The 17,955-nt window shown below is 71.5% G+C and carries 15 protein-coding genes; 3 read left to right on the top strand and 12 right to left on the bottom strand.

What is annotated here, in order from left to right; genetic code table 11:
- Positions 1-174: 174 nt before the first annotated feature.
- The 10 genes from eutC to QZ753_RS14755 all read right to left on the bottom strand — a co-directional run bounded on the left by eutC (position 175) and on the right by QZ753_RS14755 (position 11,119).
- Positions 175-942: an ethanolamine ammonia-lyase subunit EutC gene (gene eutC / locus QZ753_RS14710; RefSeq protein ID WP_294644636.1), complete on the bottom strand. Its 768-nt coding sequence runs from the start codon at positions 940-942 to the stop codon at positions 175-177.
- Positions 939-2,339, bottom strand: coding sequence for an ethanolamine ammonia-lyase subunit EutB (locus QZ753_RS14715; protein WP_294644637.1), 1,401 nt, complete (start codon positions 2,337-2,339; stop codon positions 939-941). Before QZ753_RS14715 ends, eutC begins: the two co-directional genes overlap by 4 nt.
- A 101-nt stretch (positions 2,340-2,440) precedes the next feature.
- Entirely contained in the window at positions 2,441-3,289 is an 849-nt protein-coding gene (locus QZ753_RS14720) for a formate/nitrite transporter family protein (RefSeq protein WP_294644638.1), read from the bottom strand.
- Between the two features lie 128 nt (positions 3,290-3,417).
- A complete protein-coding gene (locus QZ753_RS14725; RefSeq protein ID WP_294644639.1) occupies positions 3,418-4,425 on the bottom strand; it encodes an NAD(P)-dependent alcohol dehydrogenase in 1,008 nt (335 codons plus the stop codon).
- 61 nt (positions 4,426-4,486) lie between these two features.
- Positions 4,487-5,023 (bottom strand): metallophosphoesterase family protein, encoded by a 537-nt coding sequence (locus tag QZ753_RS14730; RefSeq protein ID WP_294644640.1) that lies wholly within the window; start codon positions 5,021-5,023, stop codon positions 4,487-4,489.
- Between the two features lie 38 nt (positions 5,024-5,061).
- Positions 5,062-6,048 carry an AraC family transcriptional regulator gene (locus QZ753_RS14735; protein WP_294644642.1) on the bottom strand — a complete coding sequence of 329 codons (987 nt, stop codon included), beginning with the start codon at positions 6,046-6,048 and terminating at the stop codon, positions 5,062-5,064.
- A 160-nt stretch (positions 6,049-6,208) separates the two neighbouring features.
- The gene (locus QZ753_RS14740) at positions 6,209-7,012 is read right to left on the bottom strand and encodes an ATP-binding cassette domain-containing protein (RefSeq protein ID WP_294644643.1); all 804 of its coding nucleotides are present in this window, start codon (positions 7,010-7,012) and stop codon (positions 6,209-6,211) included.
- The gene (gene fhuB, locus QZ753_RS14745) at positions 7,009-9,018 is read right to left on the bottom strand and encodes a Fe(3+)-hydroxamate ABC transporter permease FhuB (protein ID WP_294644645.1); all 2,010 of its coding nucleotides are present in this window, start codon (positions 9,016-9,018) and stop codon (positions 7,009-7,011) included. The genes QZ753_RS14740 and fhuB overlap by 4 nt, the downstream gene beginning before the upstream one ends.
- Positions 9,015-9,896: an ABC transporter substrate-binding protein gene (locus tag QZ753_RS14750; RefSeq protein ID WP_294644647.1), complete on the bottom strand. Its 882-nt coding sequence runs from the start codon at positions 9,894-9,896 to the stop codon at positions 9,015-9,017. Before QZ753_RS14750 ends, fhuB begins: the two co-directional genes overlap by 4 nt.
- Before the next feature lie 80 nt (positions 9,897-9,976).
- Positions 9,977-11,119, bottom strand: coding sequence for a YihY/virulence factor BrkB family protein (locus QZ753_RS14755; protein WP_294644649.1), 1,143 nt, complete (start codon positions 11,117-11,119; stop codon positions 9,977-9,979).
- Positions 11,120-11,316: 197 nt separating this feature from the next.
- Between QZ753_RS14755 and QZ753_RS14760 the strand changes: the two genes are divergently transcribed.
- From QZ753_RS14760 to QZ753_RS14770, 3 genes are all read left to right on the top strand, one after another.
- Positions 11,317-12,486, top strand: a complete 1,170-nt coding sequence (locus QZ753_RS14760) for a zinc-dependent alcohol dehydrogenase (protein ID WP_294644651.1) — start codon at positions 11,317-11,319, stop codon at positions 12,484-12,486.
- Between the two features lie 419 nt (positions 12,487-12,905).
- Complete coding sequence (locus QZ753_RS14765) at positions 12,906-13,292, top strand: helix-turn-helix transcriptional regulator (RefSeq protein WP_294644653.1); 387 nt, start codon at positions 12,906-12,908, stop codon at positions 13,290-13,292.
- Between the two features lie 25 nt (positions 13,293-13,317).
- Entirely contained in the window at positions 13,318-13,770 is a 453-nt protein-coding gene (locus QZ753_RS14770; protein ID WP_294644655.1) for a YbaN family protein, read from the top strand.
- Between the two features lie 46 nt (positions 13,771-13,816).
- Here the strand turns inward: QZ753_RS14770 and QZ753_RS14775 are convergent, their stop codons facing one another.
- Together QZ753_RS14775 and QZ753_RS14780 are read right to left on the bottom strand one after the other, a co-directional pair.
- Positions 13,817-16,942: an efflux RND transporter permease subunit gene (locus QZ753_RS14775; RefSeq protein ID WP_294644657.1), complete on the bottom strand. Its 3,126-nt coding sequence runs from the start codon at positions 16,940-16,942 to the stop codon at positions 13,817-13,819.
- Positions 16,943-16,948: 6 nt separating this feature from the next.
- On the bottom strand, positions 16,949-17,955 hold a 1,007-nt coding region (locus QZ753_RS14780), incomplete at its 5' end, for an efflux RND transporter periplasmic adaptor subunit (RefSeq protein WP_294644659.1).

Here is a 17,955-nt window from a genome sequence, read left to right on the forward strand (position 1 = left end):
TTTCCGGACGCCGGATCGGGGGCGCGCAACTCACGCAAACCACCCAACCGGAAGCCGGTGCGGCTCCCGGTTGGGCTTGGCTGCGCCCGTCAGGTTGCCCTTCCGCAGCGCTGCATCTTCGCACGGCGAAGGACAGTTTCCAACTCATCGATGTCCGAGCCTGCCCTGCGGGCGTCACCCGTCCGGCAGAAGCGGCCCCGTGTCGCGTCGCAGCTCGACCCCGCTGCGGCCCTGCTCGAACATGCGGGTGAGGAGGTCGGCGACCTGCGCGGCGGCGGCCTCGATCGGCAGGCCCGCCTCGCGCACGTTGGAGATGCAGTTGCGGCGGGAATCCGGGGTTCCGGGCGCGGGGGCGTGGGTGACGTAGACGCCGAGGCTGTCGGCCGCCGAGAGGCCCGGCCGCTCGCCGACCAGAAGCACCACGGCCCGCGCCCCGAGCGCCGCGCCGACCTCGTCGCCGAGCGCGACGCGCGCCTGATGCGCCAGAACCACCGGCGCCAGCCGCCAGCCCCGCCCGGCCGCCGCCGCGGCGATCCGCAGCGCGAGCGGCGCGGCGTTCAGCGTGACGGCCGTCGCCGACAGGCCGTCGGCGATCACCAGCGCGACGTCGGCGCCCGTCGGCTCGGCCGCCAGCCGCGCCCGTCCGTCCTCCGAAAGGCGACGGCCGAGATCCGGGCGGCGCAGGTACTCCGCCCGGTCGCCGACGCGGCTCGCCACATCGACGGTCGCCAGACCGCGGTCGCCGAGCCGGGCCCGCACCGCCGCCCAGTCGACCTCGGTCCAGACCGCCTCGCGGGCGCGGGCGTGGTCGAGAAGGAAGCGCTGCTGCGCGCCGGTCGGCATCCCGCCGCCCGCCTCGCCGAGCGCGACGCGCGCGCCCGTGAGCCGACGGAGGTCGAGCGGGCGCGGGCCCGCCGGGACGGGACGGTCTCCGGCGCTCATGCCGCCCGCCCGGACGCGGCGAGAAACGGCAGGCGGCCCCCGAGATCGTCGAGCAGCGCGCGCGATCCGCCGAGCCGGCCGCGGGCGTCGAGGATCCCGGTCTCGGCGAGCCAGCGCTCGAACTCGGGCGCCGGCGGACGCCGGAGCGTCTGGCGCGCGAAGGCCGCGTCGTGATGCGACAGCGACTGGTAGTTCAGCATGATGTCGTCGGCGCCGGGCACGGTGATCACGAAGTTGACGCCGGCCGCGACCAGCAGCGTCAGGAGCGCGTCCATGTCGTCGCCGTCGGCATCGGCATGGTTGGTGTAGCAGACGTCGACGCCCATCGGCAGGCCGAGGAGCTTGCCGCAGAAGTGGTCCTCGAGCCCGGCGCGGATGATCTCGCGGCCGTTGAAGAGATATTCCGGCCCGATGAAGCCGACCACCGTGTTGACGAGGAGCGGATCGAACGCGCGCGCCACCGCATAGGCGCGCGCCTCCATCGTCTGCTGGTCGATGCCGAAATGGGCGTCGGCCGAGAGGGCCGAGCCCTGGCCGGTCTCGAAATACATGAACTGGCCGCCGGGCGGGCAGCGGCCAAGGGCGCGCCCCGCATCCGCCGCCTCGCGCAGGACGGCGAGATCGACGCCGAAGCCGGCATTGGCCTTCTGCGAGCCGGCGACCGACTGGAACACGAGGTCGACCGGCGCGCGTCGGGCCATCGCCTCGATCGCGACCGTGACGTGGCCGAGGCAGCAAGCTTGCGTCGGTACGGCAAGGCGCGTGCGCAACTCCTCCAAGAGCGAGACGACGCGGACGTAGTCGTTCACCGTGTCGGTCGCGGGGTTGACGCCGATCACCGCGTCGCCCGACCCCATCAGGAGCCCGTCCAGCGCGGAGGCTAGGATGCCGAGGGAATCGTCGGTCGGATGGTTCGGCTGATTGCGCGTCGACAGACGTCCCTCGAGCCCGATCGTCGAGCGGAAGCGCGTGACGACGCGGCGCTTGGCGGCGATCGCGACGAGATCCTGCAGGCGGCAGATCTTCGAGACGGCCGCCGTCATCTCGGGCGTCAGTCCGGGGCCGAGCGCTGCGATCGCCTCGCCGTCGGCGGCCAGCAGCCACTCGCGGAAGGCGCCGACGGTGAGCGAGGCGACGGGCGCGAAGGCCGCCTCGTCGAACTGCCGGTCGATGAGGTCCGTGACCTCGTCGCGCTCGTCCGAGAGGAGCGGCTCGGCGCGGAAGGCCTTCAGCGGCGTGTCGGCGAGCGCCATCTGGGCGGCGAGGCGCTCGACCGGCCCCGAGGCCGCGATCCCCGCCAGCGCGTCGCCCGAGCGATGGGGCGTCGCCTTGGCGAGAAGATCGGCCAGCGTCCCGAAACGGAACACCGTGCTCTCCACCGTGTGCGAGAAGGGCATGCGTCGGCTCTCCGTGGCGGCGATCGGCGAGGGCGCCCGGCGGCGTCCCGCGATCGATGGTAGGCGCCCGGCCCCCGGCCCGACAAGACCGGGAGGCGCTGTCAGCCGACCTTTTGGAGGTAGGCGTACCAGTAGGCGAGGCCGACCGAGCCGCCGCCGAGGATGTTGCCGATCGTCACGAAGACGAGGTTCTTCAGGAAACCGAGGACGCCGAGCGCCGCGAACGCCGACGGATCGGTGCCGGCGGCGGCCCAGAAGTCCGGCCCGGCAAAGCCCTTCACGAAGAGTGCGATCGGAATGATCGACATGTTGGCGACGGAATGCTCGAAGCCGGCCGCGACGAAGGCGGTGACGGGGCCGACGATCGCGAGGATCTTGCCGGGCACCGTGCGCGCGGCCTGCGCCATCCAGACCGCGAGGCAGACGAGCATGTTGGCGAGGATGCCGCTGGCCACCAACTGGAGGACGCCCTTCCCGACCTTGCCGGCGCCGGTCTCGAGCGCCGAGAGGCCGACCGCGCCCTCGCCCACGAGATGGCCGCCGGCGAGGACGAAGAGGATCGCGACGACGAGCGAGCCGGCGAGGTTGCCGGCATAGACGACGCCCCAGAAGCGCCACATCGTGCCGCGGTCGAGCCGGTCGCGCACGCGCTGGATCACCAGCATCGTGTCGCCGGTGAAGAGCTCGGCGCCGGCCACCGTGACGAGGACGAGCCCGACCGAGAAGCCGAGGCCGGACAGGAGATGGCGCGGCCCGGAAAAGCCCTCGCCGGCCGCGGTGACGATATAGAGGATCCCTCCGAAGGCGATGAAAGCGCCGGCCAGCACCGCCAGAAGGAAGGCGTCGCCGGTCGGCTTCTTCACCTTGGCGGCGAGATAGGCGAGGGCGTTCTTCGCCGTCTCGGGCGGGGCGGCGTCGTCGATCGCGACGGCGGGCTTCTCGTCGGACATGGCGGGCTCCATCCTTGCGCTGGCGCGACGAGACGCGCGCGCCCGTTCGTCAGCCGGGAAATGGATGCCGAAGGCCGTGCGGGAAGGTGCGCGCCGCGAGGCCACGCACCTTCGCTACCTGTCCGCTGCTACCACTCGATGCCGATCTTGCCGAAGTGGCTCGCGCCCTCCTCGTGGCGGAAGGCCTCGGCGAGGTCGGCAAGGGGAAAGCGGCGGTCGACGACCGGGCGCACGTCGTTCGCCTCCAGCGCGCGCACGAAGTCCTGCTGCTGGCGGCGGCTGCCGACGATGAGGCCCTGCAGCCGCGCCTGCTTGGTCATGAAGGCACCGGTCGGAATCTCGCCGGAAAACCCCGTCAGGACGCCGATCAGCGCGATGTGGCCGCCGATGCGCACCGCCTCGATCGACTGCGCGAGGGTGCCGGGACCGCCGACCTCGACCACGTGGTCGACGCCCGCGCCGCCGGTCCAGTCGCGCATGCGGCGGCCCCAGTCGGGCTCGGAGCGGTAGTTCAGGGTGAACTCGGCGCCGAGCTGGCGGGCGCGCTCCAGCTTCTCGTCCGACGACGAGGTGATGGCGACGCGCGCGCCGAACATCCGGGCGATCTGCAGCGCCCAGATCGACACGCCGCCGGTGCCGAGCAGCAGCACCGTGTCGCCGGCCTTCAGCCCGGCATCGCCGACCAGCGCGCGCCAGGCGGTCAGGCCGGCGGTGGTGATGGTCGCGGCCTCGACCGCGTCGTAGCCCTTCGGCGCCTTGGTGAAGGCGGTCGCCGGCAGGACGGCGACCTCTCGTGCGAACCCGTCGATGCCGTCGCCCGGCGTGCGGGCGAAGTCGCCGACGGTCGGCGCCCCGTCCTGCCAGTCCGGAAAGAAGCAGGAGACCACGAGGTCGCCCGGCGCGAAGTCCGACACGCCTTCGCCGACCGCTTCGACCGTGCCGGCGCCGTCGGCAAGAAGGATGCGGCCGTCTGCGGCCTCCATCCGGCCGGTCGCGACCGACAGGTCGTGATAGTTCAGCGAACCGCCGTGCAGGGCGACGCGAATTTCGCCGGGGCCGGGCTGGCCGGGATCGGGACGATCCTCGGCCACGATTCGATCCAGCCCGCCGGGTGCCCTCAACGCCATCGCCTTCATCGTCACATCTCCAAGACGTCCTGCCGGCCTCCAACGGACCGTTCGGCCTACATATGAACCGTCAGGACGCTGGCGAGGGGGAGCCGTCCCGAGCGGCCGCGCGGCCGCGCCGGCGCGAGGCGAGGATCTCCTCCAGCGCGACGGGACGGAACGGAAAGGCGTCGACGCCGACGTCGTACTGGCGCGGGATCGGCTTCAGCTGCGCGTGGGAATGGCCGTGGAGGTCGATCGCGCCCTTGCCCATGCCGTTCCAGGTGCGGAACGCATAGTGGCAGAGGACGAGCGGTCGGCCGTCGACGGTGAGTTCGGCATAGGCCTGGACGCTTTGCCAGCGCGGATTGCAGCGCGTCGCCGTGTCGTCGTTGTTGCCGGTGACGAGATGCTTCACGCCGTTCAGCCGGTCGAGAAGCGCGTCCTTCGCCTCGCTCGGCCCCCGCGCGAAGTCGCCGAGGTGCCAGACCTCGTCGGCCGAACCGACGACCGCGTTCCAGGCCTCGATCAGCGCCGCGTCATGGGCTGCGAGATCGGGAAACGGCCGGCGGTCGATGCGCAGGACGCGCGGGTCGCTGAAATGGGTGTCGGCCGTGAAGAAGATCATCGCCGCGATCTAGGGCAGCGCTGCCGGGACGGCCCGTGTCAGGCGCTGCGGCGGCCGGTCTGCGAGGGCGGCTGGCCGTAGCGCTCGCGGTAGCGCCGCGCGAACTCGCCCATGTGGAGGAAGCCCCAGCGATAGGCGATCTGCGAGACCGGCAGCCGCCCTTCGTTGGCGAGGAGGTCGAGATGGGCGCTCTCCAGCCGCCGGTCGAGGATGTAGCCGAGCGGCGTCCGGCCGGTCCGCGCCCGGAAGGCCGACTGCAGCGTGCGCAGGCCGACGCCGGTCGCCGCGGCGACGCTGCCGACCGTCAGCGGCTCGGCGAGATGGGCCTCGATGAAGTCCACCGCCTTGTCGGCGATGCGCGACGAGGTGTCCACGACCGGCGGATTGCCGCGCGGCCAGGCGGTGAGGATCTGGTTGAGGAGGAGGTCCATCAGGAGCGGCCCGGTGAGCTGGGCCGCCGGCGTGCCGAGATGGTCGCCGATCTGGCGGATCGTGTGGACGAGCCCCCGGAGCCGCGGACCCTCGACGCGCGCGAGCGGCAGGAGATGGAGGGGCGTCGGACGGTCGGCCTCGAGAACATCGCAGCGGGCCCGAAGGTCCGACGCGCCGACGGAGCAGTTGAGGATGTCGGAGCCGGGGTGGAAGCGCGTCGCGAGGATGTCGCTCGCCGGCAGGATCGTCGCGGTGCCGGCCAGCGTCTCGAACTCGCGGCTGCCGGTGCGGCGCAGGACGCCGCCCCGAAGCGGCACGCGGATCGAATAGAGATCGAGCGTTTCGGACGGCACGCTCTCGAAGCCGGTGGACGACTGCACCGACCAGATCGCAAGGCGCGGCGCGCGGATGCCGCCGATGTCGACCTGCGGCGCCTCGCGGCCGGTCGGTCGGAAGTGCATCGGCATGCGGGCCTGATCGTTCAGCCGCTCGAGCGCCTCGAAGCCGTGGATGTGATGGTCGAGCCATTCCTCGGCTCGGGATGACGCGGCGTCCCGCGGGGCAGCCTCAGCTCGTCCGTCGTCGCTCCGCACCGACCTGTCCTGCACGTGATTCGACGCCCTTCTCGGCCCCCATTCCGGCGTTTCCGGTCGCGGAACGTCTGGGAGGATACGCTACGGTTGCATACCACGCTCCGGTTGATGGCCGCATTAAGGCTACCTGTCAAAGTTGCAGGAATTTTAGTCCCGATGGTCAGAGGGGGACGGCAACCGGGTCGGGCCGGCCGGGGTGCGGCAGGATCGCCATCGCCAGGCCGTAGATCGCCTCCAGCGCGGGCGCGGTGACGACGTCCTTCGGGCGGCCGCGCGCGACGAGCCGCCCCGCCTTCAGCGCCACGATCTCGTCGCAGAAGCGGGCGGCCATGTTGATGTCGTGGAGGACGACGACCACGCCGACGCCGTGCGAGCGGCTCAGGGACCGCACAAGGCCGAGCACCTCGATCTGGTGGGCGACGTCGAGCGCCGAGATCGGCTCGTCGAGGAGGAGGCAACCGGCGTCCTGCGCGACCAGCATGGCCAGCCATGCGCGCTGGCGCTCGCCGCCGGACAGGGCATCCACCGCGCGCTCGGCCAGCGCCAGCATCCCGGTGGCCGCGAGCGCCGCCTCGACACGGGCGCGATCGGCGTCGGTGAAGCGGCCGAAGGGCCCGTGCCAGGGATAACGCCCGAGGGCGGCGAGGTCGCGCACGGTGAGGCCGGGCGCGGGCGGCGTCGTCTGCGGCAGGTAGGCGACGTGACGGGCGAAGTCGCGCTCGCCCCAGGCGGGCAGATCGCGCGCGCCGAACCGGATGCGGCCCGCCGTCGGCCGCTCCTGCCGCGCCAGGAGCTTCAGGAGCGTCGACTTGCCCGAGCCGTTGTGGCCGACGAGCCCGACGACGCATCCCGGCGCGATCGCAAGGTCGAGCGGGTGAAGCAGCGTGCGGCCGGGGACCGCGAACGATGCGCCTTCGAGCGTGTAGCCGAGGGCAGGTCGGGTGTCGGTCGAGGTTTCAGTCATCGCGCGGCGGTCCTTCGGCGGGCGAGGAGCAGCATCAGGCACGGCGCGCCGACGAGGGCCGCGACGATGCCGGTCGGCAGCGTCCAGGGAAAGGCGAGGCTGCGGCCGAGCCAGTCGGCGACGACGAGGATCGCGGCTCCCGACAGGGCACTGACACCGATCGCGGCAAGTGGACGGTGGACGCCGACGAGCCGCGCGAGATGGGGCGCCATCAGGCCGACGAAGGTCAGCGGCCCGGCGATCGGCGTCGCCGCGGCGGTGAGTACGGCGGCCAGGGTGAAGAGCGCGAGGCGCGTGCGCGCGAGCGGCAGGCCGAGCGCGCGCGACACGGGTGACCCGAGCGGCAGGACGGCCAGCGGGCGCGCCGCGAGCGCGGCGAGCGACACGAGGACGGCGGCACCCGCGCCCGCGGCGATCGCAGCATGGGGGGTGAGGCCGCTGGTCGAGCCCGCCATCCAGCCGAGCAGCATCAGCGCGCGAGGATCGCCGCCCGCCGACAGGAGCCCGACCACGGCGTCGAGCAGCGCGTTGAGAGCGATGCCGGCGAGGAGCACGCGCTCGGGCTGGAAGCCGGAGCGCCGCCCGAAGGCGAGGACCGCCGTCAGGACGGCGAGGCTGCCGGCGACCGCGGCCGCACCCATCGCGCCAGCGCCGGGCGCCGGAATGAGGAAGAGGACCATCGCCGCGGCGAAGGCGGCGCCGGCGCTGACGCCCAGCACCTCGGGGCTCGCCATCTCGTTGCCGGTGAGACGCTGGAGCACGAGGCCGGCGGTGCCGAGCATCGCGCCCGCAGCAGCGGCGCCGACCACGCGCGGCCAGCGCAGCGGCAGGATGTCGGCAAACAGCGACGGCGGCAGCACGCCCCAGGTGCCCGTCGCCGGGTGGGGTCCGACGAAGAGCGCAAGGAGGCCGAGCGCGAGGAGGCCGGCGGCGACGGCGGCGAGCCTCGTGCGCGGCCGCGCCGGGCCGCTCGCCTGCCGGCGAATGGCGCCGTCCGCCGGGATCGGCGCGCGGTCGGCGGTGGCGAGGCGCGGCAGCAGCAGGAGGAGCAGCGGCGCGCCGACGATCGCGGTCACCGCGCCGGTCGGCAGGAAGGTGCCGAGCGGCCCCGGCATGGCCTGCAGCGCGGCATCGGTGAAGAGAAGAATCGCCGCGCCGAGCCCCGTCGACAGCGCCAGACGCGCGGCGAAGGAGCGGGCGCCGGACAGGCGCGCGAGCAAGGGCGCGACGAGACCGATGAAGCTGATCACGCCGACGGCGCTGACCGTGAAGGCCGAGATCGAGACCGACAGGACCACGGCGAGCGCGCGCAGGCGCACCGGGTCGAGGCCGCGCGCACGCGCGTTGGCGTCGTCGAGATCGAGAAGGTTCAACGGACGCACGAGGAGGAGGGCGGGCGGCACGAGGAGCGCGAGGCGCAGGAGAAGCGACAGGAACGGGTCCCAGCTCTGCTGCGACAGGGAGCCCGAGCCCCAGATGAAGAGGCTGGCGAGATAGCGGTCGTTGAGCAGCGTCAGGAGCGCCGAGAGGGCGCCGGCGTAGAGCCCGACCACGAGGCCCGCGAGGATCAGCGAGACCGCGGCGAAGTGTCGGCGGCGCACCAGCGCGAAGACGAGAAGCGTCGACAGCCCGCAGCCGGCGAGCGTCACGAGATCGCGGCCCCAGCCGAAGAGGGCCGGCGCCGCGAGCGTGGCGACGGCGAGCGCCAGCCGCCCACCGGCCTCGACGCCGAGCGTCGTCGGCGAGGCCAGAGGATTGCGCAGGGCCTGCTGCAGGAACGCGCCGGAGGCAGCGAGCGCCCCGCCGCACAGGACCGCCATCGCAAGCCGCGGCAGCGTGGAGTGCACGAGCACCATGCGCTCGATGTCGTATGGTCCGCCGGCCGGCGCCTCGATCGCGGCGCCGAGCGGGCCGGACACGACATAGGCGGCGAGCGCCAGGGCCGGCAGCGCGAGGAGCGCGAGGACGAGCGTGCCGCGCGGGGCGGGCAGGGCGCCCGCGCTCACGCGGCCTCCCCCGCCAGCGCATCGGTGACGAGGCGGGCGCAGCGTGCCGCCGCCGAAACGGCGCCGAAGGTGAGGACCGGGGCGATGCGCCGGACGCGGCCTTCGCGCACGAAAGGCAGCTCGGTCCAGATCGGGCTGCGCTCCAGCGTCGGCCAGGTGTCGGCGGGGGCCGGGTCGACCGAGAGGAGAAGCGCGTCGCCATAGGGCGCCAGCGCCTCGACGCCGACGGTGGCAAAGCCCCAGGCGTTCACCGCGCCGGGATAGGCGTTGGCGAGCCCCAGCTCTTCGATCGCGTTGCCGAACAGACTGGCGCGGCCGAAGACGCGGGCATGGCGCGTGTCCATGAAGGCGACGATCAGGAGCGGCGGCGGGTTCGCCGGCAGGTGCCGGGACAGGGCGGCGAGGTCCGCGTCGAAGGCGGCGAGCGCGGCCGCGGCGCGGTCCTCAAGGCCGAGCCGTCGGCCGAGCGTGATAAGCACCTCGCGGGCGCGGGGCAGGGGATCGGTGCCCGCGCCGTAGATCGTCAGCCGCTCCACCGGCGCGATGCGGGCCGCGGCGGCCTCCGCCATCGCGGTATAGTCGGTCGACAGGATGAGGTCCGGCTTCAGCGCGGCGAGCCGTTCGAGATTGGGCTCCTGCGAGGCGCCGAGATCGGCGACCGAGGGGGGAAGCGGCGGCTCGCCCGTCCACACCGGCCAGTCGGCCGCCGACATCACGGCGAGCGGCTCCATCCCGAGGAGAAGGAGAAGCTCGGCCAGCGCGTAGTCGAAGCAGGCGATGCGCCGGGGAAGGGGGGCGGCCGCGACCGCACCGCCGGGCCAGCAGGTGGCGGCGAGGGCGGTCAGGAAGGCCCGGCGATGGAGGGGAGGCGGCAACATGGCGTCATTTGTGGAGTGGAAAAGTCATCTTTCCACTACCGTCCGCCCGGTCTCGAGGCAAGGCTACCCCGCCGAAACCTTCAGCCGCGCGCCTCCCCCAGCGTGTCGGCCATGCGGGCGCCGCGCTCGCCCATCGGCCGCGCCGGGCTCGTGGTGGAGTCGCGCGCCGTCTGGTGTTCCAGTTCGGCGTCGAGCTCGGCGCCGACCAGCACCACCATCGTCGACACCCAGATCCAGGTCATGGAGCCGATCGCGGCGCCCAGCGATCCGTAGGTCTCGTCGTAGCTGCCGAAGTTCTGCGCGTACCAGGAGAAGGCGATCGAGAAGATCACCCAGAGCACGGCGGCCAGCCCCGCGCCGGGCGTGATCCAGCGCCAGCGCGCCCGCTCGCGGCTCGGACCGTAGCGATAGACGATCGACAGGCCCCCCGCGACGACCACGAGAAGCAGCGGCCAGCGCAGGACGAGGAGCCACGGCTCGATGCCGCCGAGGCCGACGAACTCGAGCGCGATCGGCAGGAGCACGACGGCGGCGAGCGCCAGGATCAGGAACACGATGGCGCAGAGCGTGAAGAACAGGGAGACCAGCGTCAGGCGGACGAAGCCGCGCGCTTCCTCCTCCTCGTAGACGATGTTGAGCGCATCGAAGAGCGTCTTCATCCCGGCATTGGCGCTCCACAGCGCGAGGCCGAGGCCGAACACGAGGCCGAGGCCGAGCTTGGTCTCGCCCTTCGACGCGACGCGCGCCATCTGCTCGCCGATGATGTCCATCGCGCCGCCCGGCAGGAAACCCGACAGGACGCGCATCTGGTCGCCGAAGTTGGAGGCGTCCGTGAACAGGCCGTAGATCGAGACCATCGCGGTGATGGCGGGAAACAGTGCGAGGAGGACGTAGAAGGTGACGCCCGCCGAGACCAGCATCAGCCGGTCGGCGGAAAATTCGAGCGCGGTGCGCCACAGGACGTCGATCCAGCCCCGCGCCGGGATCTGGCCGGGATGAGCTGCCTGCCGGCCGCGTCCGCGCTCCGCGACGGCCGCCGACGTGTCGGCATGGCCGGCACCCTCGGAGCGAAAGCCTTCGCCCGATGCGTCCGGTTGGAGGTCGGAGCCCTCGCGACGCGCGAGCATTCCGAGGGCGCCCAGCAACCCCAGCGAGGCGAGGCCGATGACGACCTCGCCGGTTCCGATACGATGCCGGCTGCGGCGGCGGGCGGAAAACGCCATGGCCTGTCCCCTCTCGTCTCTCATGCAAATCCCCGCGCCCGAAACGCCGCGGATCGCCTTCCGATCCCTGCGGAAACCGGCGCTCCCGCCAGCCGCCTAACGATACGCACCTAAGCGAACAGTAGGCCGCGAACCCGGAACGCCCGCTGACGCCATCGCCTTCCCCCCCGGACATCAACTTGGCAAGGAAGCGACCGATGAAGGCCCTGACCTGGCACGGCAAGAGCGACATCCGCTGCGAGAGCGTCCCCGATCCGACGATCGAGGATGCCGGCGACGTCGTCATCAAGGTGACAGCCTGCGCCATCTGCGGCTCGGACCTGCACATCTACGACGGTGTCATCCCCGGCATGAAGTCGGGCGACATTCTCGGGCACGAGACCATGGGCGAGGTGGTCGAGACCGGCTCGGGCGTGTCCAAGCTCAAGGTCGGCGATCGGGTCGTCGTGCCCTTCACCATTTCCTGCGGCGAGTGCTTCTTCTGCCAGCGCGGCTTCTATTCGGGCTGCGAGCGCTCCAACCCCAACAAGGACCTCGCCGCCAAGGCCTGGGGCCATTCGCCGGCCGGCCTCTTCGGCTATTCGCATCTTCTCGGCGGCTACGCGGGCGGCCAGGCGGAATACCTGCGCGTGCCCTATGCCGATGTCGGGCCGATCAAGGTACCCTCGCATCTCACCGACGAGCAGGTCCTGTTCCTGTCCGACATCTTCCCGACCGGCTACATGGCGGCCGATTTCTGCAACATTCAGGAGGGCGACACGATCGCGGTCTGGGGCTGCGGCCCGGTCGGCCAGATGGCGATCAAGAGCGCCTTCATGCTGGGCGCGGGCCGCGTCATCGCGATCGACACGGTGCCCGAGCGCAAGGCGATCGCGGCAGAGAGCGGCGCGATCGTCCTCGACTTCATGGACGAGGACATCTTCGAGCGCATCCAGGAGCTGACGGGCGGGCGCGGCGTCGACGCCTCGATCGACGCGGTCGGCTCGGAAGCCCACGGCTCGGGCTCGTTCGACGCGGTGATCGACCGGGTCAAGCAGGCGACCTTCATGAGTACGGACCGCCCGCACGTCCTGCGCCAGGCGATCCACTGCACGCGCAACTTCGGCACGGTGTCGATCGTCGGCGTCTACGGCGGCTTCCTCGACAAGATCCCGATGGGCTCGGCGATCAACCGGGGCCTCACCTTCCGCATGGCGCAGACGCCGGTGCAGCGCTACCTGCCGATCCTGCTCCAGCGCATCGAGGAGGGGCAGATCGACCCGTCCTTCATCATCACGCACCGGGCGAGCCTCGAGGACGGGCCGGACCTCTACAAGACGTTCCGCGACAAGCAGGACGGCTGCGTCAAGGTCGTGCTGAAGCCCTGAGCGCGAGGGGGCGAACGGGCACCCGTTCGCCCTGGCGTCCCCCGTCCGCAGACATCATACCGGGCGCCTCGCGACGGCGCCCGGCAGGCCGGCCCGCCGTTCCGGCCCGTGGCCGTGGCGACGATGCCCGGCCCGGACGGGAGCGTCGTCGGCCGGCGAGCAGAGCCCGAGGCCAGGCCCGCCGCGATCGCCCTACAGAATGTGTTGCAGGGCAACACATTAAGATCGCGCAGCCAGGAACGAAAGGATAGGGCCGGCATTCCCGAGCACTGGTCGACGTCGAAACGGGCACCACATTTTATTTCGTGCCCAAATTGATCTCGGCTTATTGAATAAGCCCCTGATGGACGGTTAGACATTCGTGTCCGGAAACGTTCGGCACGAGAATCGCGCCGCGTCCGCTGTGTGAAGAGTTGAGCGTGCCGAACAAAGATCCCATCGATATCCGCATCGGAAGCCGTCTGCGAGCAGCCCGCGAGATGCGTCGCATGACGCTGGGGCAGGTCGGGCGCAGCATGGGACTGACCTATCAGCAGATCCGGAAATACGAGAGCGGCGAGAACCGGCTGAGTGCCAGCCGGCTCTACCACCTGTCGATGCTTCTCTCCGTGGAGCCGGGCTACTTCTTCCGGGGGCTCGACGGCGACGGCGATGCCGAGGCCGTCACCATGGACGGCGAGCCGACGCTCGCCGCCGCGCTCGACCGGATCGGCAGCCCCGAGGTCCGCCACCATCTCCGGAGCCTGATCGAGGTCCTCGATATCGACTTCTCGTCTCGCGCGAAGGCGAACGCCGACGCCGCCTGATGCTCCCCGTCACCGGCAGACTGCGATGCAGGACGGGTCGGACCGACGTCCGCCGACCGGACAGGCGGCCGGCCCCGTTCCGTCTCCATCCTCGACACCGTCACATCTTGGTGCCGGACGGCTGAAGCGCCTTGCCTACCGGATGCTCGCCTCCGCGTCTCTGGCGCTCGCCGTCGCGGGCGTCGTCCTGCCGGGATTGCCGGCCACCCCATTTCTGCTTCTGGCCGCCTGGGCGGCCGCGCGGGGCTCGCCGGAACTGGCCGCGCGCATCGAGACCCATCCCCGCCTCGGACCGATGCTCGGTAACTGGCGCGCCCGGCGCGTCGTGCCGCCGCGCGCCAAGCTCCTGGCCTGCCTGTCGATGGCCTCCAGTCTCGCGATCCTCTGGGTGTCCGGGGCACCGGGACCGGTGCTCGCCGGCGTCGGCGCGATCCTCGTCTGCGTGGCGACCTATCTCGTGACGCGCCCGTCCCGTTGACGGGGGGCGCTGCACCCGCCGTCGCGCCTCGTGCGGAGCGTGCGGCTCACTCCGCCGGCTGGACGTCGCCCCCGGCGGGGTTCTCACGCTCGAGCTTCTCGAGTTCGGCCTCCAGCGCGTTGCGCGGGGGCGAGAAGCGCGACAGGAGAACGTAGAGCGCCGGCACCACGAAGAGCGTCAGGAACGTGCCGAGCGTCGTGCCGGCGGCGATCACCGCGCCGACCGTGGTGCGTGCCTCGGCGCCCGCGCCCGATTCCAGAAGCAGCGGCACCGCGCCGATGATGGTGGCGAGCGTCGTCATCAGGATCGGCCGCAGCCGCTGGCCCGCGGCTTCCACGGCCGCCTCGAACGGCTCGGCGCCCTCCTCGCGAAGCTGGTTGGCGAACTCCACGAGAAGGATGGCGTTCTTGGCGACGAGGCCGATGAGGAGCAGCATCGCGATCTGGCTGTAGATGTTGAGCGTCTGCCCCATCCCCCAGAGGATCAGGACGCCGCCGGCGAGCGCGGCCGGCGCCGCCATCAGGATCACGAACGGGTGGACGAAGCTCTCGAACTGGCCGGCAAGGAGCAGATAGACGAGGACCAGGATCATCAGCATGATGAAGAGGACGGCCGATCCCGTCTCCTGAAAGTCGAGGCTCTGGCCGGTATAGGCGATCTCGGTGCCCGTCGGCTGCGTCTCCACGGCGATCTCCTCCAGCTGCGCCAGCGCGTCGCCGAGCGAGAGCGAGGGCGCGAGGTTGGCGCCGATGGTGATCGAGGGCTGCCGGTCGAGGCGCTCCAGCTCGCGCACCGTGCCGACCTCCTCGCGGATCACGACGCTCGAGAGCGGGATCAGCTCGCCCTGGCCGGATCGCACGAAGACGTTGTCGATGTCGGACGGCGTCAGCCGGTCCTCGGCGCGCGCCTGGAGGATGACCTCGTATTCCTCGCCGCGCTCGACATAGCGGGTCACTTCCGCCTCGCCGAACATGATCTGCAGCGTCTCGCCGATCGCCTGCGCGTCGACGCCGAGCGCCGAGGCGCGCGAGCGATCGACAGAGACGCGCACCTGCGGCTTGGTGTCGTCGTAGTCCGAGTCGAGATTGATGAGGCCGGGGATCGAGCGACCCTTCTCGACGATCTCCTGCGACCACGCGTCGAGGACGTCGCGGTCCGGACCCTTGACCACCATCGAGAGCGGACGGCCTCGGCCGATGCCGAGCCCGTTCGGGTTGATCGCGAAGGCGCGCACGCCGGTCACCGCCGGCAGGGCCTCCTGCAGCCGCCCCTGGAAGGCCATCTGCGTCTCCTCGCGCTCCGACCAGTCCTTCAGCTGTACGATGAGGATGCCGACCGTCGCCTGGCCCTGTCCGGTGCGGCCGGGCGACAGGACGGTGAGGATCGCGCGCATCGGCCCGTCCTCGCCGTTGGTCTCGCGCACCACGGTCTCGAGGCTGCGCATCTTCTCCGACATGTAGGCAGGCGAGGCGCCCTCCGGCCCTTCGGCCCGCACGATGATGGCGCCGCGGTCCTCGTCGGGCGCGAGCTCGCTCGGCACCACGGTGAAGGCGAAGGCGCCGACCCCGGCGAAGGCGAGGCCGGCGAGAAGCGTCAGCCAGACATGGCGGACGGCAAGCCCTAGAACGCGCTTGTAGGCATTTCCGAGCCGGTCGAGCCGGTCCCCGACGAAGCGCTCCATGCGCGTCGGCTCCGTGCGCGTGGTGAAGAGCTTCGAGGACAGCATCGGCGCGAGCGTCAGCGCCGCGGTGGTCGAGAACCCCACGATCGCGGCGAGGACCACGGCGAACTCGCGGAACAGGAGGCCGACATTGCCGCCGAGAAAGGCGAGCGGCAGGATCACCGCAATGAGCACCAGCGCGCTCGCAAACACCGCGAAGCCCACCTGCCGCGTCGCGCGCGCGGCGGCCAGGAGCAGCGGCTCGCCCTGCTGCTGGCGGCGGCGGATGTTCTCCATGATGACGACGGCGTCGTCGGTGCACAGGCTGATCGCGAGGATGACGGCCAGGATCGTCAGGGTGTTCAGCGAGAAGCCCATCGCCACGGCGACGATCGCGGCCGGGATGATCGAGGCGGGGATCGTGGCGGCCGGGATGATGGTGGAGCGCACCGAGCCGAGGAAGACGAAGATCACGACCACGATCACGGCGATCGTCTGGATCAGCGTCGAGGCGACGTTCTTCAGGTTCTCGCGGATGAAGACGGCCTCGTTGTAGCCGACCGCGATCTCGACCGAATCGGGGATCTGATCGCGCACCGAATCGAGCTCGTCGATCACGCCTTGGGCGATCTCCAGCGTGTTGGCGTTGGACTGGCGCACGATGCCGAGCGAGATCGCGTCCTGCCCGTCGACGCGAAAGCCGGAGTTGCGATCCTCGACGCCGACCTCGACGGTGGCGATGTCACCGAGCCGGACCCGGTTGCCCTGCCGGTCGACGAGCGACAGCTCGCGGAACTCGTCGGCCGAGGAAAAGCGCGTGTCGGCCCGCAAGGTGATCGCCTGCGTCGCGGTCTCGAGTTCGCCCGCCGGTAATTCGACGTTCTCGGCCTCGAGCCGCGCCGAGACGTCGGAGGCGGTCACGCCGCGCGCGGCCATGGCGCGCCGGTCGAGCCAGATGCGCATCGCATAGCGCTTCTCGCCGCCGATCTGGACCTGGGACACGCCCGACACGGCGCCGATCGCGTCGACCACCGTCCGGTCGACGATGTCGGTGAGGGCGGCGGTGTCGAGCTCGTCCGAGCGCACCGTCAGGTACATCATCGGCTGATCGTCGGCCGATGCCTTCTCGATCACCGGCTCCTCGACGAGGTCCGGCAGGTCGTTGCGCACGGCGGAAACCTTGTCGCGCACGTCCGCGGCGGCGGCGTCGATGTCGGTGCCCGCCACGAATTCGAGGTCGATGTCGGAATTCTCGTCACGCGTCGTCGAGCGGATCTGCCGGATGCCGGCGATGCCCGACAGGTTCTCCTCGATGATGCGCGTCACCTCGCGCTCCACCACCTCGGCCTGCGCGCCCCGATAGATCGTGTTCACCGTGACGGACGGCGGGTCGACGTCGGGGAACTCGCGGATCGGCAGGGAGAGGATCGCGCCGATGCCGATCGCGATCAGGAGGAGGTTGAACGAGGCGGCCAGGATCGGCCGGGTGATGACGCTGTCGAGGAGACCCATGGACGATCAGCCCCGTGCGGCCGGGGTGGCGGCCTGGGCTTCGCCGGGGCCGGTCTCGGGACCGTCGCGGGCGGGCGGCGTGTCGCCCTCGCCCGCATCCTTCGGCTCGATCGCCTGGCCGGAGGTGAGGTCCTGGAAGCCCTCGACCACGACCTGCCGCCCGGCCTCCAGCCCTTCCACGAGCTCGACCTGATCGGCGTCCCGCTGGCCGACGCGCACCTCGACGCGCTCGGCCTTGCCGTCGTTCGCGGCGAAGACGAAGTGGTTCGCGCCCTCGACCTGCACCGCGAGCGGCGGCACCACGACGGCGTCCTCGCGCTGGCCGGTCTCGACCGTCACGTTCATCAGCATGCCCGGCAAGAGCTTCTCGTCGCCGTTCGGCACGCTCGCCTCGATCATCACGGTGCGCAGCGCCGGATCGACGCGGCTCGCGATCGCCGTCACCTCGCCGCGGAACCGCTCGTCGGGGAAGGCGACCGACGTCGCCTCGACCGGCGCACCCATGCGGACCTCGCCGAGATAGCGCTCCGGCACGGTGAAGCGGATCTCGATCGGATCGACGGCATCCAACAGCGCCACTTCGGCGCCCGGCTGGATCAGCGCGCCGAGACTGATGTTGCGAAGACCGAGGCGCCCGGCGAAGGGGGCGCGGATGTTGTAGTCGTCGAGCCGCTCGCGCGCCGAGGCGACCTGCGCTTCCGCCGCTTCCGCCTGCCGCTGCAAATCGTTGGCGACGGCGCGGGGGCCCGTGCCGTCCTGCGCCAGCTGGGCGGCGCGGCCGAAGGCCTGGCGTGCCTCGTCGGCCGCCGCTTCCGCGACGCGCACCTGATCCTCGGCATCCGCCGGATCGAGGCGAACGAGGATGTCGCCCGCGGCGACGTCCTGCCCGTCGGTGAAGGCGATCTCCTGCACGCGGCCCGACACGCGCGCCGAAACGGTCACGCTTTCGCGCGCCACCGTGTCGCCGACGGCTTCGAGCGTCAGGGCGATGTCGGCGAGCCCCGCCTTCGCCA

The sequence above is a fragment of the uncultured Aureimonas sp. genome (assembly GCF_913775355.1).
In the GTDB taxonomy this organism is placed as follows: Bacteria; Pseudomonadota; Alphaproteobacteria; order Rhizobiales; family Rhizobiaceae; genus Aureimonas.

Coding starts and splice junctions, on each gene's coding strand:
- QZ753_RS14775 (WP_294644657.1), bottom strand. CDS start 16,942: ATGGGTCTCCTCGACAGCGTCATCACCCGGCCGATCCTGGCCGCCTCG.
- QZ753_RS14750 (WP_294644647.1), bottom strand. CDS start 9,896: ATGTTGCCGCCTCCCCTCCATCGCCGGGCCTTCCTGACCGCCCTCGCC.
- QZ753_RS14770 (WP_294644655.1), top strand. CDS start 13,318: ATGCAGGACGGGTCGGACCGACGTCCGCCGACCGGACAGGCGGCCGGC.
- QZ753_RS14760 (WP_294644651.1), top strand. CDS start 11,317: ATGAAGGCCCTGACCTGGCACGGCAAGAGCGACATCCGCTGCGAGAGC.
- QZ753_RS14730 (WP_294644640.1), bottom strand. CDS start 5,023: ATGATCTTCTTCACGGCCGACACCCATTTCAGCGACCCGCGCGTCCTG.
- QZ753_RS14740 (WP_294644643.1), bottom strand. CDS start 7,012: ATGACTGAAACCTCGACCGACACCCGACCTGCCCTCGGCTACACGCTC.
- eutC (WP_294644636.1), bottom strand. CDS start 942: ATGAGCGCCGGAGACCGTCCCGTCCCGGCGGGCCCGCGCCCGCTCGAC.
- QZ753_RS14715 (WP_294644637.1), bottom strand. CDS start 2,339: ATGCCCTTCTCGCACACGGTGGAGAGCACGGTGTTCCGTTTCGGGACG.
- QZ753_RS14725 (WP_294644639.1), bottom strand. CDS start 4,425: ATGAAGGCGATGGCGTTGAGGGCACCCGGCGGGCTGGATCGAATCGTG.
- QZ753_RS14755 (WP_294644649.1), bottom strand. CDS start 11,119: ATGGCGTTTTCCGCCCGCCGCCGCAGCCGGCATCGTATCGGAACCGGC.
- QZ753_RS14720 (WP_294644638.1), bottom strand. CDS start 3,289: ATGTCCGACGAGAAGCCCGCCGTCGCGATCGACGACGCCGCCCCGCCC.